The organism is Nocardia terpenica (assembly GCF_013186535.1).
In the GTDB taxonomy this organism is placed as follows: Bacteria; Actinomycetota; Actinomycetes; order Mycobacteriales; family Mycobacteriaceae; genus Nocardia; species Nocardia terpenica.
This window is the reverse complement of sequence record NZ_JABMCZ010000005.1, coordinates 59,674-85,696: the sequence shown is the minus strand read 5'-3', so window position 1 is coordinate 85,696 and position 26,023 is coordinate 59,674. Positions and strand designations below refer to the sequence as shown.

Below are 26,023 nucleotides of genomic sequence, written 5' to 3'. Positions count from 1 at the left end.
TGACCGGCACAGCGGCTCGACACCGTTGGTTACCGACAACGGCGCTCTCGCCGCGCTGGAAAACAGCCACGCCCGGCAACAGCCCTGGCGGGCAAGTGATCCCACCGATGAATGGAGTAAGAAACATGACCGAGACAACCATCGAGACCACACCGGTGCTCATCGTCGGCGGCAGCCTGGTAGGGCTGTCCGCTGCCGTCTTCCTCGCCTGGCGGGGAATCCCTGCCATGGTGGTGGAGCGGCATGCCGGCAGTTCGGTGCATCCGCGCGCGATCGGCTACACCACTCGGACGCTGGAGTTGTTTCGCGCCACCGGAGTCGAGTTGCCACCCTCCGAGCATGGCAGCAAGCCACCACGACGCGCCCGAGTGGAGAGCCTGGCGGGCACCTGGTTCCAGGAGTATCCGTGGACGCCGCCGAGCACGACGAACGGACCCGCGATCGAATACTCCCCCGTGCACGCGACGGCCATCGCCCAGGATCGGCTGGAACCGATCCTGCGGCAGCGGGCAGTGGAATTGGGCGCTCAGCTGCGGCCCAGTACCGAGATGATCGGCTTCGGTCAGGACGCCGATGGCGTGACCGCCACCCTGCGACGCCGCGACGACGGCAGCGAATATCAGGTGCGTGCACAGTATCTGGTGGCAGCCGACGGGGCAACCAGCCCGATTCGCAATGCACTGGGTATCGGCCGCAGTGGTGAGGGATTGTTGTCGGTGCAACGCAGCATCCTGTTTCGCGCTCCTCTCGAGGAGTACCTCGCTAAAGGGATCGTGCAGTTCGAAATCGAGCAGGACGATTTCACGCCGTTTCTGATCACCTACTCCGACGGCCGCTGGGTCCTGATGCTCGACGACGACCTCGACCGGGACGAGGCCGCCCAACGCGCGGCCATCGAGCGCGCGATCGGCCGCAGCGACCTACCTATCGACGTGATCGCCGGCGGCCGGTGGGAGCTGGCCGCGCTCATCGCCGATCGATACTCCGCCGGGCGAGTGTTCCTCGCCGGCGACGCCGCCCACCAATTGCCGCCCAATCGTGGGGGTTTCGGCGCCAACACCGGCATCGACGACGCACACAACCTGGCCTGGAAGCTGGCGGCGGTGTTGTCGGGCGAGTCCACCCCGGGCCTGCTGGAGACCTACAGCGCCGAACGGCGCCCGATCGCACTGCTGCGGCACGAACAACTCTTCGCACGCGCCGACTACAAAGCATTCCTGAAGACCCCCAAATCGGACGTACCGGTACTGCCCGAGGACGCGATCGAACTCGGCCAGCTCTATCGCTCGGCCGCAGTCCTCGGCGCGGGCGCGGAGCTGCCGGCGGCGCTGCGCCCCGACGAATGGGCCGGCCAACCCGGCACCCGCGCCCCGCACCTGCGAATCCTGGTGGACGGCACCGAAGAATCCACGCTGGATCTCTTCCAGCGCGGCTGGGTGCTGGTGTCCGAGGACGACCACTGGACAGAACCGGTCGCCGCAGCCATTCGCGCCACCGGTGTCACAGTGCGGCTCGTGCTGATCGGCGTCGACGCGAAAGCGGTCGACCCACGGCCGTTCGGAGCGACCTACGGCGTGCACGACTCCGGTGCGACCCTGGTACGTCCGGACGGTTACATCGCCTGGCGCGCCGTGGACGCCCCCGCCGATCCCGCCCGCGCGCTGGCCGACGCGCTCGGCCGGGCCGCCGACTCGATCCGCACCGCCCGCCCACCGCAATCCACTCTCGAACAACGGATTCAGCGACTGGAAGATAGCGAAGAGATCCGTACCCTCACCGCCCGCTACGCCCACGCGGTGAACCAAGGTTGGGACGGCAAAACCCTTGATGTGCAGACGATCCCGGAGATCTTCGCCCCCGATGCCAGCTGGGAAGGCACCCACTACCACGCCATCCGAGGCGCCGGCGCCATCGCAGCAGCGCTGCCCGAGGCCACCTCGGCGATCGAGGCCGCCCTCCACTCGTTCATGAATCCGATCGTCACCGTCTCCGGCGACACTGCGACCGGACAGTGGCAATTCTGGGTAGCATCCGCGATGGACGGCGAATTCGGTGCTGCATTCATGAATTCCAGGCTGACCTACACCCGCACCGCCGCCGGCTGGCGAATCCAGACCGTGCGCGAGGGCCAGGCCCGACGGGGGCGGTTCGCATGACCGAACAGTTCGACCTGCCCGCCGTGCTGACCGAACTGCTGTACGGCACCGAGGACGCCGAGCCGCTGGAGACCACCCTGGACCGGCTCCTCGCACCGGATTTCGTGCAGCGCATCAACGGCCAAGTGTTTCAGCGCCAGGAATTCGCTCCGCACGTGCGCGAGATGCGCAAACTTGCGGCCGGCGGAGGAGAACTACAGGTACTCGAGCAGATCAGCACCCCAGCCGCGGTAGCAGGGCGGTACCTGTTCCACATGGTCGCCGCGAACGGTACTGCCCTGCGTTTCGAATCCCATCTCTTCGCCAGCGTCCGCGACGGCACAGTCGCACGCTTTGTCGAGGTCGCCCGGCAGATCGAGAACACCGACAACGACAACTTCCTCACCACTACGAACGCGCAGTAGCATTGTGTGCCGAGCGTGTGTCGTTGGAGATCGCCAAAGCGGCCGCCGGATTGATTGTTGCGCGTGTCGGCTCGATCGACGGCCCTACGCCACCGTCAATCGTCAAGTTCCGGTACCGCTTCTTCGCCAGACGGGGTGGAGTTCGTCGACCGGAACAGCGAGGGGGTGGGGTTGGCCGGTCATCGCGGCCAACGCGGTGGCGACAGCGTGGATATCGGCCTTGATGTAGGTGGTGGTCGCGGCGCCGGTGCTGTCGGTGTGTCCGGCGTAGGCGCGGGCCACACCGTAGCCGAAGTTGCGTTCCACCCAGGTCAGGGTGGTGTGACGCAGCCAGTGAGTGGAGATACCTTGCGCCTGCGCCCAGAGCAGCTGACCGCGGATGCGGGTCCACAGGCTGTCGTAGCGGCGGGCGGTCAGGGGGCGACCGTCGCGGTAGCGCAGCAGATCCGATCCCGCAGATCGGGCACCACGGCCGGTGGCGTGCTCGGCCAAGGCGTGGGTGAGCTGGGGACTGATCGGCTGCCATCGCACGGTTTGGCCCTTCTCCCGCAGCCGCACCAGGCATTCGCTGGTCTCCAGGTCACCGACCCGCAGTCCAAGGGCACCGGCACGCCGGCACGCGGTTTCGGTGTGCAGTCGCAGCAACAACGCATCCAACGCCGGATCGTCGCCGGAGACGCGGGCAGCGGCATTGATCTGGTCGAGTTCGTCGGCGGTGAGGGCCCGGCGGGTGCTGGGCAGCCGGCGTGGTTTCGGAACGCGGTGAGCCGGCGAGGAACCCGCAGGCAACAGGTCATCGGCGATGGCGCGGCTGTAAATGGCACGCGCGGCAGCGATGAACGCTTCCCGCGCCGACCGACCGTCGCGGTTGCTGCGCCGCGGCACGACATGCGTGGCCACGTGATACTCGAGCTGCTCGATATCGGTGGCGGTGATCCGGTCCAGCGGCCGGGTTCCGAACGCGACCAGCAGATGATTCCAATAGGACCGGTAGCTCTTCAACGCTCCCGGCCCCGCGGCAGCGACCACGCGCGGGAGATAATCACCCAGGGTCGGAACGGGCGGGCGGTCGCGCAGATCGGCGGGGCTCACTCCGAGGGCGGCAAGCAGGCGGCGGGCTTCGGCGATCCTGTCCGGGTCAGCGGTCATGGCCGTTGTCCAACCGCTCGATCAACGCCGACACCAGCGCGCCGACCGGGACGACGAACATCAACTCCCGCGCCGGTACCGCGACAGCGACCACCGGCCCATCATCCAGGCCGGTGAACCGACGCACCGCCACCGGCAGAGCCAGCACACCGCGAGCAGTGACCGCACGCACCCCGGCCCGGTCGGGAACGATCACCGTCATCGAACCGTCCACCCGTAACCGCAGACGCTGCCCCGGCGACCAGCCCAGCGCCCGCAACAACCGATGTGCCCGGAATCGGCCCGACCGATCCAGCCGCGACACCGCCACCAGACAACGATCCGCCGGATCCGGCAGGATCCGTGGCGGAGGCAACGCCGGCAACACCGCCGCGACGATCCCTCGCCGTTCTACCGCGGGCGGCACGAGCGCCGGAACAATGTCCAAAGGAACTGGAACTGCGAAGAATTCATTCATTCCAGCAATCGTGACCCCGCGTGGAGGTACGCGATCAAGGGTCCACCGACGCTAGCCGAAACACAGTCGCGGCCGACCCGACAACGCCGGTGTTCAAGCCCCCTCCACACCGACCGCACTCGCCGAAATTCGACCGCGCCGGTGTTCAAGCCCACTTGCACACCGACTTGGCCAGTCCAGCCTGCAACCCCAGGCTCCCGAAACCACGACGTGATGCACCATAAAACACCGAATATCCCTGCGGCACAATCAAATCCAGATCTGCATCGCATTACGCTCGACGATGAGGCCCGGCACAGCCAATTGATGTCCGTGCCGGGAAGAGCTACTCGCCGACAACCGCTGCCGACGCAGACATGGTGCAATCGCACCGTAGAGAGTGTCCGGAGGGGGACTTGAACCCCCACGCCCTTAATCGGGCACTAGCACCTCAAGCTAGCGCGTCTGCCATTCCGCCACCCGGACCGGTGGTGCTCAGCAAGGTTATCTGATCGGTCCGCAAGGTCCAAATCGCGGGCCTGTGCCGCGTTGCGGGGTGGGACCGGGTGCTGAGCGCCTCCAGCCAGCGTCAGTGTTTGAGCGCCTCGAGCAGGGCGGCGCGCTGACGGGAGCCCAGGCCGCCGATGCGGCGGTCGGCGGGGATCTCGGCCTCGTCCATCAGTTTGGCGGCCTTGACCGGTCCGATGCCGGGCAGGGCCTTGATCACGGCGGCGACCTTGGTCTTCTTGACCAGGTCCTCCTTGTCGGCGCGCTTGAGGACCTCGCCCATGGAGACCTTGCCCTTGCGCACCTGCTCGATCAGTTCCGACCGCGCCTTGCGGACCGCAGCGGCCTTGGCCAGCGCTGCTGAGCGTTGCTCGGCGGTCATGGTGGGAAGTGCCATGTCTACAACCTTTCACTCGTTCGCTGGAACCTCAACGGCACCGATTGAACATCACCGGACGCCGCGTCGCGCAACGACACACCGCGAGGACAATCGGGGTAACGAGCGTTGCGGGCACGTTTGCGGACGCGGATGCGGGTGATTTGCCGGGGTTGTGGCCGGGTTGCCGGGGCCGGTCACGGCCGAGGAGCCACGCCGCCGAAAGGGCGATCCAATCCGGCGTGTCGGGCACTCGGGGTCGGTTCGAGCGGTCGCTCGCTCCGTCGCGTGGCGCCGCCGAGGCCGCCGCATCGATCGTATGGGCCGCCCGATGTCGATGCGCCGGGATCGGGTCCGATACCGAGCGTCCGGGCACTTCGTCGTGTCGAGGCGTCGCCGATCCGGTTGGGGGACAAGGCGGATCGCGTGGATGCCGTGGTCACGGTCGTGACCGGCCCGCCGAAAGGTACGGTCCACCAACCTGATTCGTGGCACCTCAGTGTTACCGCCACCGGAATCGTGGTCTTGAACCGGGCCGGGCGGGCTGGAATCTTCGCTGCGCGGGGCCGCGCCCGTCGGCAGGGCGCGCCCGCGGTGCGGGGTGCGGGCGCGCCGGGCCCCGGAAAGGGATGTGATGAGTGAGGCTGTGGCACAGGCGGATCCGGAGGCAGAGGCGGTGAGTGAGCCGACTCGCACCGGGCCGCGGTGGCCCGCCGCGACCCGGGTGGTCTTCCGGTTCTGCTTCGTGTACTTCGGGCTGTTCTGCCTGACCGATCCGCAGATTCTCTACGATTTCGTCGGCTGGTTCCGCACCCTGCTGCCGATCGATGCCAGTCTGTGGCTGGTGCGGCCGCTGTCGCCGCTGGTGCACTGGGTGGGGCGCACGGTCTTCGGCGTCGATGCCACGCTGCGCATCGACTCGGCCAGCGGCGATCAGCCCTTCCAATGGGTGCTGCTGTTCTGCCTGCTGGTGGTGGCGACGGCGGCGACGGTGGTGTGGTCGGTGCTGGATCGGCGGCGGCGCGACTATCGCCGGCTCGCCGGATGGTTTCTGCTGTTCGTGCGGTTGTGCCTGGCGGTGCAGATGGTCAGCTACGGCCTGGCCAAGGCCATTCCGATCCAGATGCCGGAGCCGGCGTTGACCACGCTGCTGAAGCCGTTCGGCGATCTGTCGCCGATGGGGGTGCTGTGGAATCAGGTCGGGGCGTCGCAGCCGTACGAGATCCTGCTCGGCTGTGCGGAAGTGACGGCGGGGGTGCTGCTGTTCGTGCCGCGCACCGCGGTGCTGGGCGCGATGCTGAGCCTGGTGAGCATGGCGCAGGTGTTCGTGCTGAACATGACCTTCGGTGTGCCGGTGAAGATTTTGTCCGGGCATTTGCTGCTGTTGTCGATGGTGCTGCTGGCGCCCGAGGCGCGGCGGCTGCTGGATGCGCTGGTGCGCGATCGCGCGGTGGGTCCGGGGTCGCGGCCGGAACCGTGGCGGGCGCCGCGGGCGCGGCGCATCGCGGTGGCGGTGCAGGTCGTGCTGGGGGTGTGGGTGGTGGCCTCGACCGCGCAGTTGGGCTGGACCACGTTCCGGGAGGTCGGCGGCGGGCAGGACAGGCCGCCGCTGTACGGGATCTGGTCGGTCGCCGAATTCACCCGCGACGATCAGCCGGTGCCGCCGCTGCTGACCGATCAGGGCCGGTGGCGGAATCTGATCATCGAGACGCCGGGGGCGGCGACCTATCAGGTGATGGACGATCGGATGATTCCGGCGATGGCGCAGGTCGATCTCGTCAAGCATCACCTCGATATGTTCGCGATGCCGGGTCCGCAGGGCGCGGTGCCGGGGCAGCTGAGTTCGGCTCGGTTCACCTTCGAGCAGCCGTCGGCGGCGGAGTTGCGGTTGCGGGGCCTGCTGGACGGGCATCGGGTGACGATGACGCTGAACCGGGTCGACCGCAGTGCTTTCCGGTTGTACAGCACCGGATTCCACTGGGTGCAGGACTATCAGCACTCCCGATGAGGGATCGGCCGGGGCGAGCATTCACGCGGGCCTCACCCGCCGTTGGGGGACGATTCGGACATCATTGAGGTGTCCGGGTCACGGTGGCGCGATGACTTCGACCACGCGTACCACCCTTCTCGCCGTGCTCGCCCTGGCCGGTATCGTCCTGCCCGCCCAGGCGGCCCGGGCCGACGATGCGCTGCCTTCCCATCGGCAGTGGCTCGGCGATGTCGCCGCGGTCATGCAGGACGGCCCCACCTATCTCGACGACCGCGCGGCGCGCGGCGGCGACAAGCTCGCCATCGTTCTCGATATCGATAACACCGCGCTGCAGACCCACTACGCCCCGGGCAAGGCCACGCCGCCGGTGCTGGAGTTCGCGCGGCACGCGAAGGCGAAGGGATTCAGCGTGCTGTTCGCCTCCTACCGGCCCGAGGCCGAGTCCGCGCGCTGGGCGGTGTCGAACGCCGGATACCCGGTCGACGGGATGTGCGTGCGCTCGGTCGGCGATTCCGGCAAGGCCGCCACCAAGCAGCGCTGCCGCCGCCAGTACACCGAGCAGGGCTACATCATCACCGCCAATGTCGGCAACCGCTCGACCGACCTCGAGGGCGGCAACTACGAAAAGGGTTACAAGCTGCCCGATTACGACGGGCGCCTGTCCTGATTCGAGCGGTGGGCACTGACGTGGCCGATGCGCCGCCGCGCGAGGTTCGCCCTCGTACGGCGGCGCTCGTTCGCGGGGAGAGGCTCTTGTCGGCAGTCGCCGCCAGTGTGCAGTCGATGCACCTCGGGTCGATGCGTTCGATGGTCTCGGCGCGCTCGGTGATGGTGTGCGGGCCATCGCCGAGCAGGCTGCGGCACGGGCTGGTGTCACCGGCGGCTCGCTGACGCCAGTCCGTGCTGGTGGGCGTAGACGACGGCGTGGATGCGGTCGCGTACGCCGAGTTTGGCGAGGATGCGGGAGACGTGGGTTTTGACGGTTTCCTCGCCGACGCCGAGGGCGGCGGCGATCTCGGCGTTGCTGCGGGCGTCGGCGAGCAGGAGCAGGACCTCGTGTTCGCGGGCGGTGAGGGCGGCCAGTTCGGGCGGGACGGGGGCGGGGGCGAGGGTACCGGCGAAGCGGGCCGCGAGGCGGCGGGTCATGGATGGGTCGATGACCGCGTCGCCGCGGGCGGCGATCCGGATGGCGGCGAGCAGTTCTTCGGGCGGCAGGGTTTTCAACAGGAAGCCGCTGGCGCCGGCGGCGAGGGCGCGGGCGAGCCCGGCCTCGCTGTCGTAGGTGGTGAGCACCAGCACGCGGGTGCCGCCGGCGGCGACGATGGCCTCGGTGGCGGCGAGCCCGTCGAGTTTGGGCATGCGCACGTCGAGGATGGCGACATCCGGGTGCAGGCGGGCGGTTTCGGTGATGGCGGAGCGGCCGTCGCCGACGTCGGCGACGCATTCGGTGTCGGGGTGGGCGTCGACCACGGCGCGCAGCCCGGAGCGGAACATGGCGTGGTCGTCGGCGATCAGGACGCGGATCGTGGTCATGCGGCTCCGATCGGGATGGACACGGTGATGCGCCACCGGTCGGCGGGGTCGCGGCCGTGGTCGACGGTGCCGCCGAACAGGTCGGCGCGGCGGCGGATGCCGTCCAGGCCGCGATGCGGCGATCCGGGCGGATCGTCGTGCGCGGCAACGGGGTTGGTTTCCTCGATGAGGATGCGGTCGGGGCGCCGGTGCACCGACAGCCGGGCGGAGCCGCTGCCGTGGCGCAGGGCGTTGGTGAGCAGTTCCTGCACGATCCGGTAGACGATGACGTCGAGGGATTCGGGCAGGGCGGCGGTCGCGCCGGTGGTGTGGACCTCGACGTCGAGCCCGGCGGCGCGCACCGTGTCGACCAGTTCCTCGATCTCGGCGAGGCCGGGCTGGCGGCGGCCCGCCTCGTCGCGGCCGTGCAGCAGGTCGAGCTGGCGGCGCAGGTCGACCATGGCGGCGCGGCTGGCGTCTTCGACGGCGGTGAGCGAGCGGGTGGCCGCGCCGGGGTCGCCCGCGAGGGCCAATCGTGCCGCGCCGGCGTGGATTCCGATGGCGCTGACGTGGTGGGAGATGACGTCGTGCAGGTCGCGGGCGATGGCCTCGCGCTCGTCGGCCAGCGCCCGGTCCAGGGCGGCGTGCTGTTGCTGCTGGCGAAGTTGTTCGCGCTGTTCGAGTTCGGCGATGTAGGCGCTGCGGCCGGCGGTGTAGCGGCCCACCAGCCAGGGCACGATGCCCGCGGAGACGCAGGTGATGAGCAGCAGCCGCCAGTCGCGGGCGACGGTGCCGCCGGCGGCCACCCCGGCCCCGGACGCGCCGATCGCCAGCAGCGGAACCGCGACCAGGGCGGCCCGGTCCGACAGCCAGGCGCCGGCGCGGTAGCCCGCGACCAGGTATCCGACATCGGTGACGCGGACCGGTAATCCGTTGCGGTGCAACAGCCATGCCGCGACCACGCGCAGCACCACCTGGGCGACGGTGACCGCGGCGGCGGTGCTGGGCGGCGCGGCGAGCGCGAGGTCGACCGCGCCGACGGACAGCACCATGGCGGTGCCCGCCGCCGGGGAGGCGGCGAACATGCCCGACAGTGCGATGAACACGGTGTCGACGGTGGCGGCGGCGAGCGCCACCAGCAGCGACTGCCGGGCCAGGGAGCGGCGCACCCGGACGTGCTCGAGCGCGCCCGCCGACCCGGACGAGCGCACGGCCGCCAGCGAGCGCAGCAACCGCCGCGCGGCCGCGTTCGCGGTGCGCTCGCGGGATGTCCGCGTCGGGTTCGCCTGCACGAGACGGACGATACCCCGGGCCGGGCGCCGTGCCGTCCCTCGAGCGGGGGACGCCAAATCCCTCGTCGGCGCGATGTTTTCGCTGGTCACCGCGAATAACGTGATGGGAGATCGACCAGGCGCGAGGGGAACCAACTCGAAGGGAGCAGGTCGTGCAGATCGCAGACTCGCCACGGTACGTCGGCGCTGGCATTCGTCCTGTTGATGATTGTGGAGCGCTGTTTCGGGCCAGTGCCCGGCGCACCGGGCACTGGCCGCGAGGTTCAGGCGGTGAGCCCTTCGACGATCCGCTCGAACGCCTCCCCGCCGTGCCCGTCGGCGACTTGGCGGTCGATCTGCGCCTTGAGCGCGCCGAGGAGTTCGGTGCCGACACCGGCGTCGCGGGTGGCCCGCACGATCGCGTCCACGGCGGACTTGTGGAAGCTCAGCGTCTGCACCGGGTTGCCGTAGTCGCCGGTGTCGATGGTGTGCCCCTGCCGGATCGCCGCGTGCGACATGGCCGTCACGAACGGCACGACGCGGTCGGCGAACTCCGCGGCGGGGACCCCGGCCGCGCGCATCATGGCCGCGCCGTGCAGGAATCCGGCGAACATCGTGTACATGGCCGCCAGCAGCGCGAAGTCGTACAGCGAGGCCGTCCCGGCGTCGTCGCCGAAATATTCGGCGGTGCCGAGCAATTCGAGCGCGGGCCGGTGGGTGTCGAACACCGCGCGGGCGCCGCTGTAGAGGATCGAGGAGCCGGGCTGCCCGATCATCTCGGGGATGGCCATGATTCCGCCGTCCAGGTAGGGCAGCGCGTGATCGGTTGCCCAGCGGGCGAGTTCGCGCGCCTCGTCCGGTGTGGTGCTGGTCAGGTTCAGCACCGCGGCCCCGGTCAGGTCGGCGGCGACGGGGTCGAGCGTCTCGTGCACCGACGCGTGGTCGAACAGGCACACGATCACCAGGCCCGCGCCGCGGACGGCCTCGGCGGCGGTGGCCGCGCCCCGCGCGCCGAGCGCGGTCAGGGCGGTGTCGCGGCCGGGCGTGCGGTTCCACACGGTGACCGCATGCCCGCCCTCGATCAGCGCCGCGGCCAGCGCCCGGCCCATCGCGCCGAGGCCGAGCACGGTGACGGGGGTGGGGGTGGATTGCATGGGGGATCTTCTCCTCGGGACTGATGCGGAAACAACGATCGGCGCGCCACAGTCATGCTCGCCCGTATTGCCTTGTGCGCCAAGTACCTACTAATTTGTGCGGTACTTACCGACAGGTGTGTGAACAGGTAGCGAGGCCGGGCCATGGGGACGAAGAGATGCGGACCATATTTCTGCGGGATCGACGCGGCCATGGATGTGGTCGGCGGCAAGTGGAAGTCGCTGATCCTGTGGGAGTTGGACACGCACGGCACGCGCCGGTTCGGGGAACTGCGCCGCGGGTTGCCCGGAGTGTCGGAGAAGATGCTGATCCAGCAGCTGCGTGAGCTCGAGGAGGACGGCATCGTGCACCGCGAGGTGTATCGGGAGGTGCCGCCGCGGGTGGAATATTCGCTGACCCCCGACGGTGTGTCGCTCAATGCCGCCCTGGCGCCGCTGGGGCGGTGGGGGCAGCACCGGATCGCCGCCATCGGCGCCGAGCGGGTGGAGCACGCCGGGTGAACGCGGTTGCGCGCACGCTGCGACCAACGCATGGCCGCGGCCGCGGGCAATGGTAGGAAAGGAGGTGTGTCTGCAACTGGTGAAGAGTTCCGATCCGAGAGCACGTCCCGCGCGGTATCGGAGGTGGTGGAGCTGGTCAGCACGCTGATCCGGTTCGACACCTCCAATACGGGCGATCTGGCGACCACCAAGGGTGAGCGTGAGTGCGCGCAGTGGGTAGCGGACCAGTTGCACCAGGCCGGGTACACCACCGAGTACGTGGAATCGGGTGCGCCGGGCCGCGGCAATGTGTTCGCGCGGCTGGCCGGCGCCGATCCCAGCCGGGGTGCGTTGATGATCCACGGTCATTTGGATGTGGTGCCCGCCGAGGCCGGCGACTGGAGTGTGCATCCGTTCTCCGGTGCGGTCCGCGACGGATATGTGTGGGGCCGTGGCGCGATCGATATGAAGGATATGGTCGGCATGATGCTGGCGGTGGCCCGCCAGTTCAAGATCGAGGGCACGGTGCCGCCGCGCGATCTGGTGTTCGCGTTCCTGGCCGACGAGGAGAACGGCGGCCGCTGGGGGTCGCAGTGGCTGGCCGACAACCGACCCGATCTGTTCGAAGGGGTCACCGAGGCGGTCGGTGAGGTCGGCGGCTTCTCGCTGACGGTGCCGCGCCGCGACGGGACCGAGCGGCGGCTGTATCTGGTGGAGACCGCGGAGAAGGGGTTGGGCTGGATGCGGTTGCGCGCCAAGGCCCGCGCCGGGCACGGCTCGTTCCTGCACGACGACAACGCGGTGACCATTCTCGCCGATGCGGTGGCGCGGCTGGGCAAACACACCTTCCCCCTGGTGATCTCGGATTCGGTGGCCGAATTCCTGGCCGCGGTGAGCGAGGAGACCGGCATCGACTTCGATCCGTCCGGGCCCGATATCGAGGGCCAGCTCGCGAAGCTGGGCACCATCTCCCGCATCATCGGCGCGACGCTGCGCGACACCGCGAATCCGACGATGCTGCGCGCGGGGTACAAGGCGAACGTGATTCCGCAGACGGCGGAGGCGGTGATCGACTGCCGGGTGCTGCCGGGGCGGCAGGCCGCGTTCGAGCGCGAGGTCGACGAGCTGATCGGCCCGGATGTGGAGCGGGAGTGGATCACCCACCTGGACTCCTACGAGACGACCTTCGACGGGCATCTGGTCGACGCGATGAACGACGCCATCCTCGCCCACGACGCGGACGGTCGCACCGTGCCCTACATGCTGTCCGGCGGCACCGACGCGAAGGCGTTCGCGCGCTTGGGGATTCGCTGCTTCGGCTTCGCGCCGCTGCGGCTGCCGCCGGAGCTGGACTTCTCGGCGCTGTTCCACGGGGTCGACGAGCGGGTGCCGGTGGACGCGCTGGAATTCGGCACCAAGGTCCTGGAGCATTTCCTTCTGCACAGCTGACGATTCGAAAGGACGGCCCATCGTGCCCGACTATTCCCACAACCCGTACGCCGCGCTGCCGCAGCTGCCGACGTTCGCGCTGACCTCCGAGGACGTGACCGACGGGCAGCCGTTCGGCAACGATCAGGTCAGCGGCGTGTTCGGTGCGGGCGGCAAGGACATCTCCCCGCAGCTGTCGTGGTCCGGATTCCCGGCCGGGACCAAGAGTTTCGCGGTCACCGTCTACGACCCGGACGCGCCGACCGCGTCGGGGTTCTGGCACTGGGCGATCGCCGACATTCCGGCGTCGGTGACGTCGCTGCCGCGCGGGGCGGGCAGCGAGGGCGGTGCGCTTCCGGCGGGGGCGATCGCGCTGCGCAACGACGGCGGTTTCGCCGGATTCGTCGGCGCCGCCCCGCCCGCCGGGCACGGCCATCACCGCTACATCATCACCGTGCACGCGGTGGATGTGGACAGCCTGGGCATCGACGCGAATGCCACCCCGGCGTTTCTGGGGTTCAATCTGTTCTCGCACGCGATCGGGCGGGCGCAGATCGTGGCCACCTACGAGCAGACGTAGGGGCGGTAGGTCCCGGCCAAAAGCACGCCGGGACCATAGGTTGGACGCTATGCCGGGACCATAGGTTGGACGCAATGCCGGGGCTATGGGTTAATGCAACGCCGGGACCATGGGTCAATGCAATGTCGGGACCGTGAGTTAATGTAATGCTGGGACCATGAGTTGACGCGATGCCGGGACCTTCGGTTGATGCGATGCCGGGATCATTGTTAGCGCGAGGCCGGGGCCGCGCGGGTGAATTGCCCGGGGCCCCGGCATTTTTCGTGCGCTACTTGACGTCGATCACGCCGTCGGATGCCGCGTCGCCGTAGAGTTCGGCGATCTCGGCGGCGTATTTGGTGCTGATGGGGCGGCGCTTGAGTTTGAGGGTGGGGGTGATCTCCTCGCCGCCGGGTTCCCAGGCGGTGGGCAGGATGCGGAAGCGTTTGATCTGCTCGACGCGGGAGATCTTGGTGTTGCCGGATCGGACGGCGGCGGTGATCTCCTCGACGAGTTCGGGGCGGGTGGCCAGGGTGGCGAGGGGAGCGTCGGGGATGCCGAGCGTCTTGGCGCGCACGGCGGCGGTGTCGGGGTCGAGCACGATCAGGGCGGTGATGTAGGGGCGGGCGTCGCCGACCGCGACCACCTGACCGACCAGGGAGGAGGCGGCCTTCACCGCGTTCTCGATATTGGTGGGGGAGATGTTCTTTCCGGCCTCGGTGATGATCAGTTCCTTCTTGCGGTCCACGATCGTCACATAGCCGTCGGCGTCGATGGTGGCGACGTCGCCGGTGTGCAGCCAGCCGTCGGCGTCGATGGCCTCGGCGGTCTTGTCGGGCATCTTGCGGTAGCCGGGGGTGACGATCGCGCCGCGCACCAGCAGCTCGCCGTCGGTGTCCAGGCGCAGTTCCACGCCGTCGAGGGCGCGGCCGACCGAGCCGGGCCGCGGCTTGTCCAGTTCGGTGAAGGTGCCGACACCGCTGGTCTCGGACATGCCCCACACCTCGGTGACCGTGAAGCCCAGTCCGAGCAGGAATTCCAGGGTTTCCGGCGGGATGGCGGCGGCGCCGGAGGACGCCACCCGCAGCTCGTCCATGCCGAGGGCGGCGCGCAGTTTCGACAGCACCAGCGCGTCGGCGAGTGTGTGCTGGACGGCCAGCAGCGGCCGGGCCGGGCCGCCGGTGAGGCGGGCGCGGGCGGCGGCGACACCGACGCCGAGAGCCCAGTGCGCGAGCGCCTTCTTCACCGGGCTGGGTTCGGTGGCGAGCCGGGCGTCGATACCGGCCTTGAGTTTCTGCCATACCCGCGGCACGCCGAAGAACGCGGTGGGGCGGGCGTCGGGCAGGGCGGCGGCGATCTCGCGCGGATCGGGCACGCAGGTGAGGGCGATGCCGGTGAACAGGTTCGCGCAGTGCCCGGAGATGCGGTCGGCGACGTGCGCGGCGGGCAGGTAGGACACGCCGCGGTCGTCGAGGCCGACGATGAGCGGGCCGCGCATCAGCCCGGCGATCTGGGCGACCACATTGCTGTGAGTGATCTCCACGCCCTTGGAGGGGCCGGTGGTGCCGGAGGTGTAGATGAGGGTGACCAGATCGTCGGGGCGCACGGCCTGCCAGGCGGCGTCGAAGTCGAAGTCGGGGGCCGGGTCGGCCTCCACGTCGGCCAGCGACAGCGTGTCGGCGGCCGGGCCGTCGACGACGATGAGGTGCTCGAGGTCGACGCCCGCGCCGCGCACCGCGTCCAGGAAGGCGCGCTCGGTGACGGCGATCCGGTTCTCGGCGTTGGTGAACAGGTGTTTGATCTGCTCGGCGGAGCTGGTGTTGTACACCGAGAACGGGGTGGCGCCCAGGTGCAGGGCGGCGGTGTCGACCAGGTTGAATTCCGGCCGGTTGGTCAGCATGAGGGCGACCGTGTCGCCGTGGCGCACACCGAGTTTGGCCAGGCCCGCGGCGATGGCGCGCACCCGCCGGTCGTAGTCGCGCCAGGTGATCTGCTGGGTGCCGCCGACGGTGCGCAGCGCGACCTGATCGGGCCGTAACATGACGGTCTGCTGGAACGCCTCGGGCACGGTGTGGACTGTGACCCCGGACTGGTGGGTGAAACCGATTTCTGTCGTCATATTTCCTGTTCCCGATCCCGTTGATGCGTTCCGCCTCCCCCCGGGCCGGTCCGTGACGCGGCTCACCCATCCTATCCACGGTTTCGGGCGAATGCGCGGTCACCGACGGACGGGTCGGATTTCTGCGGCGGTGATGTGAAACGACAAGCGTCGCAGCCATTCCCGCGTCGCGGGGCGGTGAGCGGCGTATTGTCGGCGCTGTCGACAGTCGGCTCGATGAGGGGGAGTCGTCCATGTCCGATCTCGCGGTGGTGTTGGTGCACGGCCTGTTCTCGTCGCAGGCGACCTGGTCCGACATCGATGCCCGCATCGGCGAGGATCCCGCGCTCGGGGTGCGCTGCGATCTGTTCCACATGACCTATGCCAGTCCCCGCGTCCGGCTGCATCCGTTGCGCGCCATTCCCGATTACGACGTGATCGCCGACGATATGGCGACCTTCCTCGATGTGGAGGTGGCCGGGTACGCGAAGGTGGCGCTGGTGGGGCACAGTCAGGGTGGTCTGATCATTCAGCGGTATCTGGCGCGGATGGTCGGGGCGGGCCGGGCGCGGGATCTGGCGCGGATCAAGGCGGTGGTGATGTTCGCGTGCCCGAATTCCGGATCGGAACTGGGCATCCTGTTTCGGCGGGTGGCGAAATTCTGGTTCCATCCGCAGGAGCGGCAGTTGCGGCCGCTGAACGAGAAAGTGGCCGAGGCGCATCGGGTGGTGGTGCAGCGAATTCAGTACGCCGCCACCGTGGATGCGCAGAACTGCCCCATCCCGATCCACGTGTATGCGGGCACCACGGACAAGGTGGTGACGCCGACGTCGGCGCGCGGGGCTTTTCCGAATGCGAAGGCGCTGCCGGGCGACCATTTCTCGATTATCGAGGCGAAATCGTCGACGGCGCGGACGTTCACGGCATTGCGCAGCCATTTGCTGACGGTGCTGGGTGGGGGTGATCCCGGCCAAAAGCATGCCGGGATCACGGTGGTTGGTACGCCAGCCGAGACGACAGTGGTTGGTAGGCCAGCCGAGACGACGGCGGTAGGTCCGCCGTCCGGGATGACGGCGGTAGATACGCCGACCGGGATGGGGACGGTGGATACGCCAGCTGGAATGACGATGGCGGGGACGCCGACCGGGATGACGGCGGAGGGTCCGCCGACCGAGGCGATCGCAGGCCCGCCGACCAGGATGGCGACTGCGGGGACGCCTACCGAGACGATGGCGGGCCCGCCGGTCGAGATGACGATGGCGGGTTCGCCGACCGAGATGACGGCGGGCTCACCGGCGGGGATGACAACGGCGGGTCCGCTGAACGAGACCACGACAGGTCCGCCGGTCGGGATGACGATGGCGGGTTCGCCGACCGAGATGACGGCGGGCTCACCGGCGGGGATGACAACGGCGGGTCCGCTGAACGAGACCACGACAGGTCCGCCGGTCGGGATGACGATGGTGGGTCCGCCGACCGAGACCAGGGCGGGCTCACCAGCTGGGGCGACGGCGGGCTCACCGATCGGGACGACAGAGGGGTCACCGGACGGGGCCACAACGGCGGGTCCGCCGCCTAGGACGACAACGGCGGGTCCGCCAGGTGGGACGGCGGCGGCGGGCACATCAGCCGAGGCGGCGATTGCGGGCCCACCAGGTGGGGCGGCGATTGCGGGGGCACCAGGTGGGGCGGCGATAGTGGGCGCACCAGGTGGGGCAGCGATAGCGGGGGCATCGGGTGGGGCCGCGATGGTGGGGGCGGCGGGTGCGGGTGGCGCGGGTGGTGGGGCGTGGTTGCTCGAGACGCCGGTTCGTACGCCTGTTTCCGAGTCGGGGGCGGGGGTGGCGGTGCGGCACAATCTGGTTCGGCCCTCGGATGCGTTCTTCGATCGGGTCGGTGAATTGCGGCGGGTGCTGGAGGGGTTGGCGTCGCATCGGCGGGTGGTGTCGATTTCGGGGCTGGGTGGTATGGGGAAGTCGGCGCTGGCGAATCGGACGGCGTGGCGGTGTGTGGGTGGTGAATCTTCGGGTGGTGCACCGTGTTTCGACACTATTGTGTGGTGTGATCGGTCGACCGGGCGCACCCTGGACGCGTTGCTCGATACCGTGTCGCGGGTGCTGGGTTATCCGCATCTGCGGGCGCTTCCGATGCCGGACAAGCTCGATCGTGCGGTGGAGCGGATCAACGACGAACGCTGCCTGCTGATTCTGGACGATTTCGACGACACCTGTGACTGCGATATTCCCGATTTCCTGGCCCGGATCGACGCGACCCGCAGCAAGGTGCTGGTCACCGCGCGGCAGCGGTATTCCGGTGAGGCGTGGTCGGTGGATATCGGCGGTCTGGACGAGCCCGCGCGCCGGGATCTGGTGCTGGAGGAGGCGCATCGGCTGGGTATGGCGGAGCTGACCCGCGGCAGCCTGGATCTGATGGCCGATTATCTGGCGGCGACGGGCGGTAATCCGTTCGCGATCCGGCTGACGCTGGGGCAGATCCGGTATGGCGACGAATTGAATTCGGTGACCGCGCATCTGCGCAGCGCCAGCGATGCGGCGCTGTTCGACGCGATCTTCGACCGCACCTGGCATCGGCTGCTCGCCGAATTCGGGGGCGCGGAGACGATCATTCTGTGTATCGCGCTGCATCCGGCGTCGGTGTCGCGGGAGGCGATCGAATTCGTGCTCGACGCGCGGGGTGCGCAGGTGAGCCGCGAGATTCGCCGCATCGTGGACGCCTCCCTGGTCGATATCGTGCGCGGCGGCCTGACCAGTTCGGGCCGATTCCGGCTGCATCCGCTGACCCGCGCCTACGCGCTGCGCCGACTCGCGGGCGACGAGCGGCGGCGCGCCTGTCTGCAGGATCGGCTGATCCGCTACTACCGGGATTTCGCGGTCGCCGAGGCGGAGGTGTGCACCCGCGCCGATCGGGTGCGGGCGCTGGAGGTCGAGCGCGACAATGTGGTGGCGTTCGCGGAGGCGGCGTTCGCCCGCGCGATGGTGTCGCGGGAGCGGACCGATCTGCTCGATGTCGTCCGGTATGCCGAGGCGATGGCGGGATTCCTGTGGGGGCGCGGGTATTGGCGGGATCGGTTGCGGCTGTGCGGGAATGCGGCGTCGGCGGCCGAGGCGGCGGGCGAGGCGGTCGCGCTGGCCCGGCAGTGCGCGCTGATCGGGCGGGTGCACGTGCGCCTGGGTGACTACGCCGAGGCGGCGCGCTGGCTGGCGCGCAGCGAGGCGGCGCTGCCGCGCGACGCCTCCGGCGCCGACCGCCGGGAGACGATCCGGTTGCGCGCCCATATCGCCTCCCGCACCGGTGATCCGGCCGCGGCCCGCGCGCTCTATCGCACGGTGCTGGAGTCGGCGGCGGCGACCGCCGACGACGAGGGCCGCGCCGCCACCCTGGTGGAGCTGGGCATGTGCGCGGTGCGGGAGGGCGAATTGGCCGACGCCATCGCGACATTCGAGCAGGCGCGGCGGCTGGACGAACAAGCGGGCGCGGTGGAGGGGATGGCGATCACGCTGAGCCATCTGGCCCACGCGCTCTACGAGTCGGAGAACCTCCGCGATGCCCGTCCCCTGTTCGAGCGCGGCCTGGAGCTGGCCACCCGGGTGAATCGGCCGAGTACCCGCGGGCGCTGTCATCTGGGGTTGGCCGGGATCGAGGTGAGCGAGCGCCGGTTCGCGGAGGCCGGGCGGCATGCGGCCGCGGCGGGTGAGTTGTTCGGGCTGCTGGGCATGGCCGAGCCCGCGGCCGAGGCGGCGCTGATCGCGGAGAATCTGCCGCGCGCCGCCGGGGAGGTCGGCCCGCCGCGGCCGACGGTGCCCGAACTGCTCGCCGGGTGCCGCGCGGTGGTGTTCGATTTCGACGACACCCTGGCGGCGACCATGCGGGCCCGCTGGCCGGTGCTGCGCCGCACCGCCGCGGAATTCGGTGTGGAGCTGGAGATCTCGACGATCCGGGCGGCGTGGGGGCGGCCGTTCGACGCGCTGGTCCGGGCCCTGGTCCCCACCGTCGATCCGGCGGTATTCGTGCCCCGCTATCGGCAGGCGATGGCCGCGCAACCGCCGCGGCCGACCCCGGCGGCGGTGTCGGTGCTGCGGCGGCTGCGCCAGCGCGGGGTGTCGCTGTCGATCGTCGGCTCCGGCAGCCGCGCGCTGATCGTGCAGGATCTGGCGGCCCTGGGTGTGCTGGACTGTTTCGACGAGGTCCGCGGCTGTGAGCAGTCCGAGGTGCACAAACCGGATCCGCGGGTGCTGCACCCGACCCTGGCCGCGCTGGCGGCGGCGGGTATCGCCCGCGCGCAGGTCCTCTATATCGGCGACAGCGTCCGCGACCATCTGGCCGCCACCGGCAACGGGGTGGCCTTCCTGGCGGTGCTGACGGGTCTGGAGACGCGGGAGGATTTCCTGCGCGCGGGGCTGGCGCGCAATCTGGTGCTGGGGAGTTTGTCGCAGTTGCGGATGTGGTTGTAGGGGAGGCGGTTACGCGCTGCTGTACTGGGCGCCGAGTTCGAGGATGCGGTCGATGCGATCGAGGCTGGGCATGGCGTCGGGGGTGCCGTCCAGGGATTGGGCGGCGACCATCGCCGCGGCCGCCCAGCGGAAGTCGCTCTCGGCGGCCGGGCGGTGCGCGTCGAGCAGCCGATGGGTGAGCGCGGCGGCGAACGCGGCGTGCGCGCCGGGACCGGCGTGCAGGAACGCCGGTGACAGCGGAATGTCGAGATCGAGGTCGTCGGTGGTGATCCGGCAGCGGTCGTCGCCGAGGACGCAGACGGCGCGCGCGCCCAGCATCCGCAGATACAGCACGGTGTCGGCGGTGTCGGTGTCGGCGCCGGGAACCAGGGCGCGCAGTTCGTGCTCGGTGCCGATGAGGTAGTCGACGGTCCACAGATATCGGTACAGCCCTTGCGGTTCGGGGATGGCGGGCGCGGCGTGCAGGATCAGCCAGGGGCGTTCGGGCTGGGTGTCGAGCGCGGCGAGGACGGCCTCGACGACGGGCGCCGGTTGTTCGAGGGTCGCCAGCACCGCGGCCGCGCCGGTGAGCGCGCGCCGGATCTGGGTGGTGCGCAGGTCGGCGACGGTGAGGCTGGTGCGGTCGGCGCTGCAATGGATTTCCGACGCCTCGCCGGGGCCGGTGAGGATGCGCGCGTCGGCGGGGGTGGCGGCGCCGGGGACGACCTTCACCAGTGTGGTGTCGACGCGGTGGGCGCGCAGGTAGGCGAGCAGTCGTTGGCCGGCCGGGTCGTCGCCGATCGCGCACAGCAGCCGCACGGTCAGCCCGAGGCGGGCGATGGCGACGGCGCGGCCCAATCCCTTGCCGCCGAAGTGTTCGCTGGTGCTCCCGCGGACGGTGGTGCCCGGCAGCGGTGGGCGATCGACCCGGTACAGGTGTTCGGTGACCGCGTCGCCGACGACGGTGACCGCGCGCCGGTCGGTGGATTCCGGTGGCGCGGTGGTGGTTTCGGGCTGCAGCGCGGGATCGTCGGAGGCGTCCACGAGCAGCCGCGCCAGTTCGGTGTAGGCGCTGTGCTCGAGCCGCACCCGCAGCTGCCGGACCGTCGGCGCGGCCGCGGGCGGGCGGGCGGAGACGACGGTGTGCAGGGCCTGCCAGCATCGGCTCAGGTATTCCCGGCGTTCGCCGAGTTCGGCGGCGTAGAGCCGGTGGAAGTCGACGTCGGCGGCGGGGCTGCCCGCCTCGTCGAGGGTGCCCAGGGCCAGGACCGCGTCGGCGATGATGCGTTCGGTGGGCGGGAGCCGATGCACGAGGGCGCGGATGACGACGACGGCGGTCTCCTCCGGGGGACGACCGGATCGGCACACGTGCCGGCGGACGACGGGCAGGTTCAGCAGGGGGGTAGCGTCGATTTCGGTGCTGGCCAGGCGGGTGGGGCTGAGGCCGGACCGTTTGCCCAACCGCACCAGCACCGCCCGCACGGCGATCACCGCATCCTGTTGCCCCACCTCGATACCTCTGTCATCGGGTGCCCCGGCCCCACATAGGCGCGCGATCGGCGGGTGGGGACGAGAAAAGTGTTCAGAGCCAAGGTAACCCGGCGATAAGCCGCGTGCACCGGCATTTGCCGGATTGCTTACCGGGCGCTGCGCGGGCGTTTTCTCAGGCGGGGGTGGGGAATGCCTCGGGGAGCGGGAGCGGGGTGAGCAGGTCCACGGCGCTGTCGAGCAGCGCTCGCATCCGCTCGGCGGCCTTCGCCGTCGGGTGCTCGGCGCGGGCGGGCCGGGGGCGCAGGCCGTAGTGTGTTCCGGCGACGAGCACGGTGGCGAGGGCGAGCGGGCCGAGCAGTTGCAGGCCGGGGCGGCCGCCGCTGCCGGGCTCGGTGAGTTCCGGCGGCGGATTCAGGTGCCCGCGCCGGACTTTCGCCGCGAGGTAGCGGCGTTCGCGCTCGGTGCGCGCGCGAGTCCACAGCGGTATGACCGTGACCCGGCGGCCGGTGGCGAGCGCCGCCTCCTTCTCGGGGTTGTTGGTGAGCAGGCCGATCGCGGCCAGGGGTTGCGGCAGATATGCCGAGAGTTTGTCGAGGGCGATGGCGGCCAGGATGTAGGACCGGTTGTCGGGCGGGTAGCCGAGGGCGCAGTAGGCGGTGAAGGTGTCGTAGTCGACTGCCTCGGACAGGCGTAGTCCGCGCGCCTTGGCGATCAGGCCCGCGCCGCGTCCCTCCTGGTGCAGGTAGATCAGTACACCGCCGCCGTTGTCGAAGATCTTGTCCAGCGCTTTGTCCAGCTGGGGGCCGCAGTCGCAGTCGTCGGTGCCGATGACGTCGCCGAACAGGCAGCGGGAATGGATGCGGACCAGGCAGCCGGCGGCGATCTCACCGAAGATCAGAACCTCGGCGAAGTCGTCGCCGTAGGCCAGTTCCATGACTCGCAGCGGCAGCCGGATCCCCTTGCGGGAGTACATATGCCGGGTGTCCTCCAGGTTGATTTCTGCTGTGTCCAACATTCCTCCGAAACCGTTGAGCGGAACACCGATCCGGGCCGCGACGCGCACAACTCGCCGGGGTCTTCGTCAGGGGTGGAACCGTACCCGTGGGCCGATGGGTGCGCGTCGGTGGCGATGCCGGTGCGGCACAATCGATTCCCATCGGTGCGCGGGACGCCGGAGGGAGGTCGTCGCGCCATGGCCCGCGGCACCTCCGTCCGGCGTCGTATTCGCTGCTGCCGACGATAAGCCCAATCGAGGGAGTTTGCCCGGCTTCCGGCCTGCCAATTGCGGCCACACCCGCCCAATAACGCCATTTGCCGAAAGATGCTGAGCAAACCGCATTTTCCGAGAGTGTGCTGTTTGTCACACCCGGTGATTGCGCGCGGTGGTGCGGGCTGCGGTCCCGAAATCGGTTGGCAGCCCGCACTCCTGGGTGCGATGCACGGTGATGCTGGCCTGCGGCGGGTCGTTCAGGCGCGGGTCTTGTGTTCCGCGCCGACGGCCTCGGTGAGGCTGGTGAAGCCCTGGGCGCGCAGGCGGGCGGCGATGCCGCGGTGCAGGCGGCGGGTCCAGAACGGGCCGCCGTAGATGAAGCCGGTGTAGCCCTGCAGCAGGGTGGCGCCGGCGAGGATGCGGTCGACGGCTTGGTCGGCGGTTTCGATGCCGCCGACCGAGATCAGCACCAGGCGGTCGCCGACGCGGGCGTAGAGGCGGCGCAGCACCTCGAGGGAGCGCTCGGCGACGGGGGGACCGGACAGGCCGCCCGCGCCCATGGCGGCGACCTCGGCGGCGGGGGTGGCCAGGCCGTCGCGGCGGATGGTGGTGTTGGTGGCCACGATCCCGGCGAGCCCGAGTTCCACGGCGAGGTCGGCGACCGCGTCGATGTCGTCGTCGGACAGGTCGGGGGCGATCTTCACCAGCACCGGCGTGCGGTCGCGGGCCTGCTGCGCTCCGGCGGCGACGCTGTCGAGCACCGCGCGCAGCAGCGGCCGCAGCGATTCCACGGCCTGCAGGTCGCGCAGGCCGGGCGTGTTGGGGGAGCTGACGTTGACGACCACGAAATCGGCGAGCGGGCCGAGCAGGCGGGCGCTGGTGGCGTAGTCGTCGGCGGCGCGCGCGGCGGGGGTGATCTTGGTTTTGCCGATGTTGGCGCCGATGGGCACGCTGCCGGGGCGGCGGGTGCGCAGTCGTTCGGCCGCGGCGGCGGCGCCGTGGTTGTTGAAGCCCATCCGGTTGATCAGCGCGTGGTCGGCGGGCAGCCGGAACAGTCGCGGCGCGGGGTTGCCCGGCTGCGCCTGCGCGGTGACGGTGCCGATCTCGGCGAAGCCGAAACCCAGTGGGCCCCAGGCGTTGACGCCCTCGGCGTCCTTGTCGAACCCGGCGGCCAGGCCGATCGGGGCCGGGAACTCGACGCCGAAGGCGGTGGTGCGCAGCAGCGGGTCGTCGGTGACCAGCAGCGCGGCCGCCAGCCGCCGGGTGGGGGCGAAGCGGGTGGCCAGGCGCATCGCGGCGAAGGCCAGGTGGTGGATGCGTTCGGGCGGCACCAGGAACATCAGGCGCAGCAGGAGCGAGTACATGGCGCCCCTCACATCCCCGGTTCCGTGGCCGGGCGGGTGGTCTTGGGGCGCCGCAGCAGCACCCGGCGGCTGCCGTCGGTGTAGGCGCGCACCCGCGACAGTTCCCAGCCACCGAATTCGGCCTGGATGGCCAGGCGCATGGATGCGGTCACCCGGGTCACGTCGGGCGGTAGTCGTAACGGCACGTACTCGTATTCTCCTTCTTCGGTGGCCTCCTCCTCCCAGCTGGCCGGGAGTGATGAGCGCCTGCGTGGCGAACGGGGCGTCGAGGCTCGAGTCATCAGTGCCCTCTCTTCCTCTGGTCCGCGCCGATCCGCTGCAGACCGTCACCGGTGGCGGACCCCACGAACATGTCGCCGGTGCGGTCGTCGACAGTGACCGAATTCGGCTGCCGCACCGTCGCGCATCGGCCCACTTCCTCCGGTATACCTCTCGACAGGTCGAAACCGACGACTTCGTTGCTGCTCGTCTGCGTCACCCACACCGTCTCGGCCCGCTGATCGTAGGCGAGCGCATAGGGCGCCGAGCCTACCGGGAACCTTTGTCGCAACACGAGCGGATCGGCGGTGTACACCAGCAGCGCGCCGCCGGCGGTGTCGGCGACCAGCAGCCGCCCGTAGTGGTCGGCGAGCACGGTGGTGGCGCCGGTGCCCGCGCGCAGCGCCAGTCCGGCGTGGTCGCGGGTCAGGTCGAGCTGGGTGAGGCTGGTCTGGGCGCGGTCGAGCACGGCGACCGCGTCGCCCGCGGCGGCGATGCCGTCGATGCGGCCGAGGCCGGGAATGGTCTGGCGGACATGGCCGTCGGGGTCCAGGATCAGCACCCGGCCGTCGGCGAGCCCGGCGGCGAGGCTGTCGTCGTCGCGGCGGGTGACCGCGCGCACGTCGCCGTCGATCGGGGTGGACCGCACGGCGGCGGTGGTGGCGGCGATGTGCACGATCTGGCGGCCCGCGGGCGCGAGGATCTCGCCGGGCGCGCCGGGGGCCAGGGCGGTGGCGCGGGCGGGCAGGGTGGCGGTGCGGGTGTCGCCGGTGGCGGGGTCGAGCAGCCGCACGGTGACGCCGTCGGCGTCGAGCGCGGCCAGGCGGCCGGTGGCGGGCTCGGACAGCAGCGCCGCGATCGGGGCGGCCGGGGTGACGGTGCCGGTGGGCGCCGCGGCCGGGACGGGGGCGAGGGCCGCGCTGGCGGGGGCGGGTCCGGCCCCGGGTCCGGGTTCGGCGCTGTCGGCGTTGCGGGCCGAGCATCCGGTCAGCAGTGTCACCGCCGTGGTGGCCGCGAGCACCGCCGACCACACCGCCCGGGTTCCGCCGCGACTGTGCATGCCCCGCACTCCCTTTCACCGACCACCGCTCGTGCCTACCTCGTCATCTGACCATGATTGCCGACCGGCCCCGCTCACCGGGGTGGTTCCGGCGGGAAGGATCGGGCGACAATTACCTGACGTGACATCGGCGACCGACCGGAATGTCGGCGCCGGGGGTTACCGTGGAGGTGACCAGCAGCCGATGCAGGGAGACCCGGTTGAAAACAGACCACACGTCTGGATGTGTCGTCGAAGACATTACCGTTGGTCCGTTCGCGCACGGTTTCGGCACGACCGCGGACGGACGCTGGTTCGCCTTCCGCACGGTGCGCGCCACCGTCACCCTCGAGATCTACCGCGCGGGCCTGGACGCCGATGTGCCCGGCCCGGAGGATGTGGTGGCCGTGGCGTGCGCCCCGGTCACCGATATCGATCTCGACGACGAGCGCAGCGTCACCGCGCTGGTGCGCGATCTGATCCCGGCCGCGGTGGCGGTGCCCGCCGCGGCGGCCCGCGACACCACGGCGGTGCGGACGCTGCTGGGTCGCCTGGGCGCGGTGATCGACGGTATGTGAGCGCGGAAACCGCTGTCGGCCAGCGGTTTGCGCGCCCGCGCGGCAGATGCCGGGGGTTGGCGGCCGGTCGTGGAAGACTGTAGGTGAACGTCCGGTAACTTCGACCCGCCGA

At 70.1% G+C, this 26,023-nt stretch carries 21 protein-coding genes and 1 tRNA gene; 9 read left to right on the top strand and 13 right to left on the bottom strand.

Annotation, left to right across the window (positions count from 1 at the left end):
• Positions 1 to 125: 125 nt before the first annotated feature.
• The gene (locus tag HPY32_RS36250; protein ID WP_067588847.1) at positions 126 to 2,156 is read left to right on the top strand and encodes an FAD-dependent monooxygenase; all 2,031 of its coding nucleotides are present in this window, start codon (positions 126 to 128) and stop codon (positions 2,154 to 2,156) included.
• The gene (locus HPY32_RS36245) at positions 2,153 to 2,560 is read left to right on the top strand and encodes a hypothetical protein (RefSeq protein ID WP_067588849.1); all 408 of its coding nucleotides are present in this window, start codon (positions 2,153 to 2,155) and stop codon (positions 2,558 to 2,560) included. The genes HPY32_RS36250 and HPY32_RS36245 overlap by 4 nt, the downstream gene beginning before the upstream one ends.
• 102 nt (positions 2,561 to 2,662) lie before the next feature.
• On the opposite strand, the gene HPY32_RS36240 is transcribed toward HPY32_RS36245, so the two are convergent.
• The 4 genes from HPY32_RS36240 to mihF form a co-directional block, all read right to left on the bottom strand.
• Positions 2,663 to 3,709: a tyrosine-type recombinase/integrase gene (locus tag HPY32_RS36240; protein ID WP_067588851.1), complete on the bottom strand. Its 1,047-nt coding sequence runs from the start codon at positions 3,707 to 3,709 to the stop codon at positions 2,663 to 2,665.
• Positions 3,699 to 4,019, bottom strand: a complete 321-nt coding sequence (locus HPY32_RS36235) for a hypothetical protein (protein ID WP_156674501.1) — start codon at positions 4,017 to 4,019, stop codon at positions 3,699 to 3,701. Before HPY32_RS36235 ends, HPY32_RS36240 begins: the two co-directional genes overlap by 11 nt.
• Before the next feature lie 527 nt (positions 4,020 to 4,546).
• Positions 4,547 to 4,631: transfer RNA gene (locus HPY32_RS36230), tRNA-Leu, on the bottom strand.
• 103 nt (positions 4,632 to 4,734) lie between these two features.
• A complete protein-coding gene (gene mihF, locus HPY32_RS36225; protein ID WP_067588855.1) occupies positions 4,735 to 5,049 on the bottom strand; it encodes an integration host factor, actinobacterial type in 315 nt (104 codons plus the stop codon).
• Positions 5,050 to 5,662: 613 nt separating this feature from the next.
• Between mihF and HPY32_RS36220 the strand changes: the two genes are divergently transcribed.
• Positions 5,663 to 7,036 (top strand): DoxX family protein, encoded by a 1,374-nt coding sequence (locus HPY32_RS36220; RefSeq protein ID WP_067588857.1) that lies wholly within the window; start codon positions 5,663 to 5,665, stop codon positions 7,034 to 7,036.
• A 91-nt stretch (positions 7,037 to 7,127) separates the two neighbouring features.
• Positions 7,128 to 7,685 (top strand): HAD family acid phosphatase, encoded by a 558-nt coding sequence (locus HPY32_RS36215; protein WP_067588859.1) that lies wholly within the window; start codon positions 7,128 to 7,130, stop codon positions 7,683 to 7,685.
• Positions 7,686 to 7,891: 206 nt separating this feature from the next.
• On the opposite strand, the gene HPY32_RS36210 is transcribed toward HPY32_RS36215, so the two are convergent.
• The 3 genes from HPY32_RS36210 to HPY32_RS36200 all read right to left on the bottom strand — a co-directional run bounded on the left by HPY32_RS36210 (position 7,892) and on the right by HPY32_RS36200 (position 10,955).
• Positions 7,892 to 8,551 (bottom strand): response regulator, encoded by a 660-nt coding sequence (locus HPY32_RS36210; protein ID WP_067588863.1) that lies wholly within the window; start codon positions 8,549 to 8,551, stop codon positions 7,892 to 7,894.
• Positions 8,548 to 9,822 (bottom strand): sensor histidine kinase, encoded by a 1,275-nt coding sequence (locus HPY32_RS36205; protein WP_231951659.1) that lies wholly within the window; start codon positions 9,820 to 9,822, stop codon positions 8,548 to 8,550. The genes HPY32_RS36210 and HPY32_RS36205 overlap by 4 nt, the downstream gene beginning before the upstream one ends.
• A gap of 263 nt (positions 9,823 to 10,085) precedes the next feature.
• Positions 10,086 to 10,955 carry an NAD(P)-dependent oxidoreductase gene (locus tag HPY32_RS36200; protein WP_067588867.1) on the bottom strand — a complete coding sequence of 290 codons (870 nt, stop codon included), beginning with the start codon at positions 10,953 to 10,955 and terminating at the stop codon, positions 10,086 to 10,088.
• A gap of 144 nt (positions 10,956 to 11,099) precedes the next feature.
• On the opposite strand from HPY32_RS36200, the gene HPY32_RS36195 reads away from it, so the two are divergent.
• The 3 genes from HPY32_RS36195 to HPY32_RS36185 are packed head-to-tail and all read left to right on the top strand — an operon-like array spanning position 11,100 to position 13,443.
• Positions 11,100 to 11,456, top strand: a complete 357-nt coding sequence (locus tag HPY32_RS36195; protein ID WP_067588869.1) for a winged helix-turn-helix transcriptional regulator — start codon at positions 11,100 to 11,102, stop codon at positions 11,454 to 11,456.
• Between the two features lie 30 nt (positions 11,457 to 11,486).
• Positions 11,487 to 12,884, top strand: coding sequence for a M20/M25/M40 family metallo-hydrolase (locus HPY32_RS36190; RefSeq protein ID WP_216676745.1), 1,398 nt, complete (start codon positions 11,487 to 11,489; stop codon positions 12,882 to 12,884).
• A gap of 22 nt (positions 12,885 to 12,906) precedes the next feature.
• Complete coding sequence (locus HPY32_RS36185; protein ID WP_067588871.1) at positions 12,907 to 13,443, top strand: YbhB/YbcL family Raf kinase inhibitor-like protein; 537 nt, start codon at positions 12,907 to 12,909, stop codon at positions 13,441 to 13,443.
• A gap of 268 nt (positions 13,444 to 13,711) precedes the next feature.
• Here HPY32_RS36185 and HPY32_RS36180 read toward each other — a convergent pair whose 3' ends face one another.
• The gene (locus HPY32_RS36180; protein WP_067588873.1) at positions 13,712 to 15,541 is read right to left on the bottom strand and encodes an AMP-dependent synthetase/ligase; all 1,830 of its coding nucleotides are present in this window, start codon (positions 15,539 to 15,541) and stop codon (positions 13,712 to 13,714) included.
• 233 nt (positions 15,542 to 15,774) lie between these two features.
• Here HPY32_RS36180 and HPY32_RS36175 point away from each other — a divergent pair, with 233 nt between their 5' ends.
• On the top strand, positions 15,775 to 19,992 hold the full coding sequence (locus HPY32_RS36175; protein WP_171983238.1) for an alpha/beta fold hydrolase: 4,218 nt from the start codon (positions 15,775 to 15,777) through the stop codon (positions 19,990 to 19,992).
• A 9-nt stretch (positions 19,993 to 20,001) separates the two neighbouring features.
• Here HPY32_RS36175 and HPY32_RS36170 read toward each other — a convergent pair whose 3' ends face one another.
• From HPY32_RS36170 to HPY32_RS36150, 5 genes are all read right to left on the bottom strand, one after another.
• A complete protein-coding gene (locus tag HPY32_RS36170; protein ID WP_067588881.1) occupies positions 20,002 to 21,480 on the bottom strand; it encodes a PfkB family carbohydrate kinase in 1,479 nt (492 codons plus the stop codon).
• 154 nt (positions 21,481 to 21,634) lie between these two features.
• On the bottom strand, positions 21,635 to 22,477 hold the full coding sequence (locus HPY32_RS36165) for a GTP cyclohydrolase II (RefSeq protein ID WP_156674503.1): 843 nt from the start codon (positions 22,475 to 22,477) through the stop codon (positions 21,635 to 21,637).
• A gap of 452 nt (positions 22,478 to 22,929) precedes the next feature.
• Complete coding sequence (locus HPY32_RS36160; protein WP_067588885.1) at positions 22,930 to 24,036, bottom strand: quinone-dependent dihydroorotate dehydrogenase; 1,107 nt, start codon at positions 24,034 to 24,036, stop codon at positions 22,930 to 22,932.
• Between the two features lie 8 nt (positions 24,037 to 24,044).
• Positions 24,045 to 24,317 (bottom strand): DUF5703 family protein, encoded by a 273-nt coding sequence (locus HPY32_RS36155; protein WP_067588887.1) that lies wholly within the window; start codon positions 24,315 to 24,317, stop codon positions 24,045 to 24,047.
• A complete protein-coding gene (locus HPY32_RS36150) occupies positions 24,317 to 25,354 on the bottom strand; it encodes a YncE family protein (RefSeq protein WP_171983237.1) in 1,038 nt (345 codons plus the stop codon). The genes HPY32_RS36155 and HPY32_RS36150 overlap by 1 nt, the downstream gene beginning before the upstream one ends.
• A gap of 200 nt (positions 25,355 to 25,554) precedes the next feature.
• Here HPY32_RS36150 and HPY32_RS36145 point away from each other — a divergent pair, with 200 nt between their 5' ends.
• Positions 25,555 to 25,911 carry a hypothetical protein gene (locus HPY32_RS36145; RefSeq protein ID WP_067595887.1) on the top strand — a complete coding sequence of 119 codons (357 nt, stop codon included), beginning with the start codon at positions 25,555 to 25,557 and terminating at the stop codon, positions 25,909 to 25,911.
• Positions 25,912 to 26,023 lie beyond the last annotated feature (112 nt).

Excerpts from the sequence above, each read along its gene's own strand:
- HPY32_RS36160 (WP_067588885.1), bottom strand. The coding sequence starts at position 24,036 with ATGTACTCGCTCCTGCTGCGCCTGATGTTCCTGGTGCCGCCCGAACGC.
- HPY32_RS36240 (WP_067588851.1), bottom strand. The coding sequence starts at position 3,709 with ATGACCGCTGACCCGGACAGGATCGCCGAAGCCCGCCGCCTGCTTGCC.
- HPY32_RS36155 (WP_067588887.1), bottom strand. The coding sequence starts at position 24,317 with ATGACTCGAGCCTCGACGCCCCGTTCGCCACGCAGGCGCTCATCACTC.
- mihF (WP_067588855.1), bottom strand. The coding sequence starts at position 5,049 with ATGGCACTTCCCACCATGACCGCCGAGCAACGCTCAGCAGCGCTGGCC.
- HPY32_RS36210 (WP_067588863.1), bottom strand. The coding sequence starts at position 8,551 with ATGACCACGATCCGCGTCCTGATCGCCGACGACCACGCCATGTTCCGC.
- HPY32_RS36220 (WP_067588857.1), top strand. The coding sequence starts at position 5,663 with ATGAGTGAGGCTGTGGCACAGGCGGATCCGGAGGCAGAGGCGGTGAGT.
- HPY32_RS36195 (WP_067588869.1), top strand. The coding sequence starts at position 11,100 with ATGGGGACGAAGAGATGCGGACCATATTTCTGCGGGATCGACGCGGCC.
- HPY32_RS36190 (WP_216676745.1), top strand. The coding sequence starts at position 11,487 with ATGGCCGCGGCCGCGGGCAATGGTAGGAAAGGAGGTGTGTCTGCAACT.
- HPY32_RS36200 (WP_067588867.1), bottom strand. The coding sequence starts at position 10,955 with ATGCAATCCACCCCCACCCCCGTCACCGTGCTCGGCCTCGGCGCGATG.
- HPY32_RS36250 (WP_067588847.1), top strand. The coding sequence starts at position 126 with ATGACCGAGACAACCATCGAGACCACACCGGTGCTCATCGTCGGCGGC.
- HPY32_RS36150 (WP_171983237.1), bottom strand. The coding sequence starts at position 25,354 with ATGCACAGTCGCGGCGGAACCCGGGCGGTGTGGTCGGCGGTGCTCGCG.
- HPY32_RS36215 (WP_067588859.1), top strand. The coding sequence starts at position 7,128 with ATGACTTCGACCACGCGTACCACCCTTCTCGCCGTGCTCGCCCTGGCC.
- HPY32_RS36165 (WP_156674503.1), bottom strand. The coding sequence starts at position 22,477 with ATGTTGGACACAGCAGAAATCAACCTGGAGGACACCCGGCATATGTAC.
- HPY32_RS36175 (WP_171983238.1), top strand. The coding sequence starts at position 15,775 with ATGTCCGATCTCGCGGTGGTGTTGGTGCACGGCCTGTTCTCGTCGCAG.
- HPY32_RS36180 (WP_067588873.1), bottom strand. The coding sequence starts at position 15,541 with ATGACGACAGAAATCGGTTTCACCCACCAGTCCGGGGTCACAGTCCAC.
- HPY32_RS36245 (WP_067588849.1), top strand. The coding sequence starts at position 2,153 with ATGACCGAACAGTTCGACCTGCCCGCCGTGCTGACCGAACTGCTGTAC.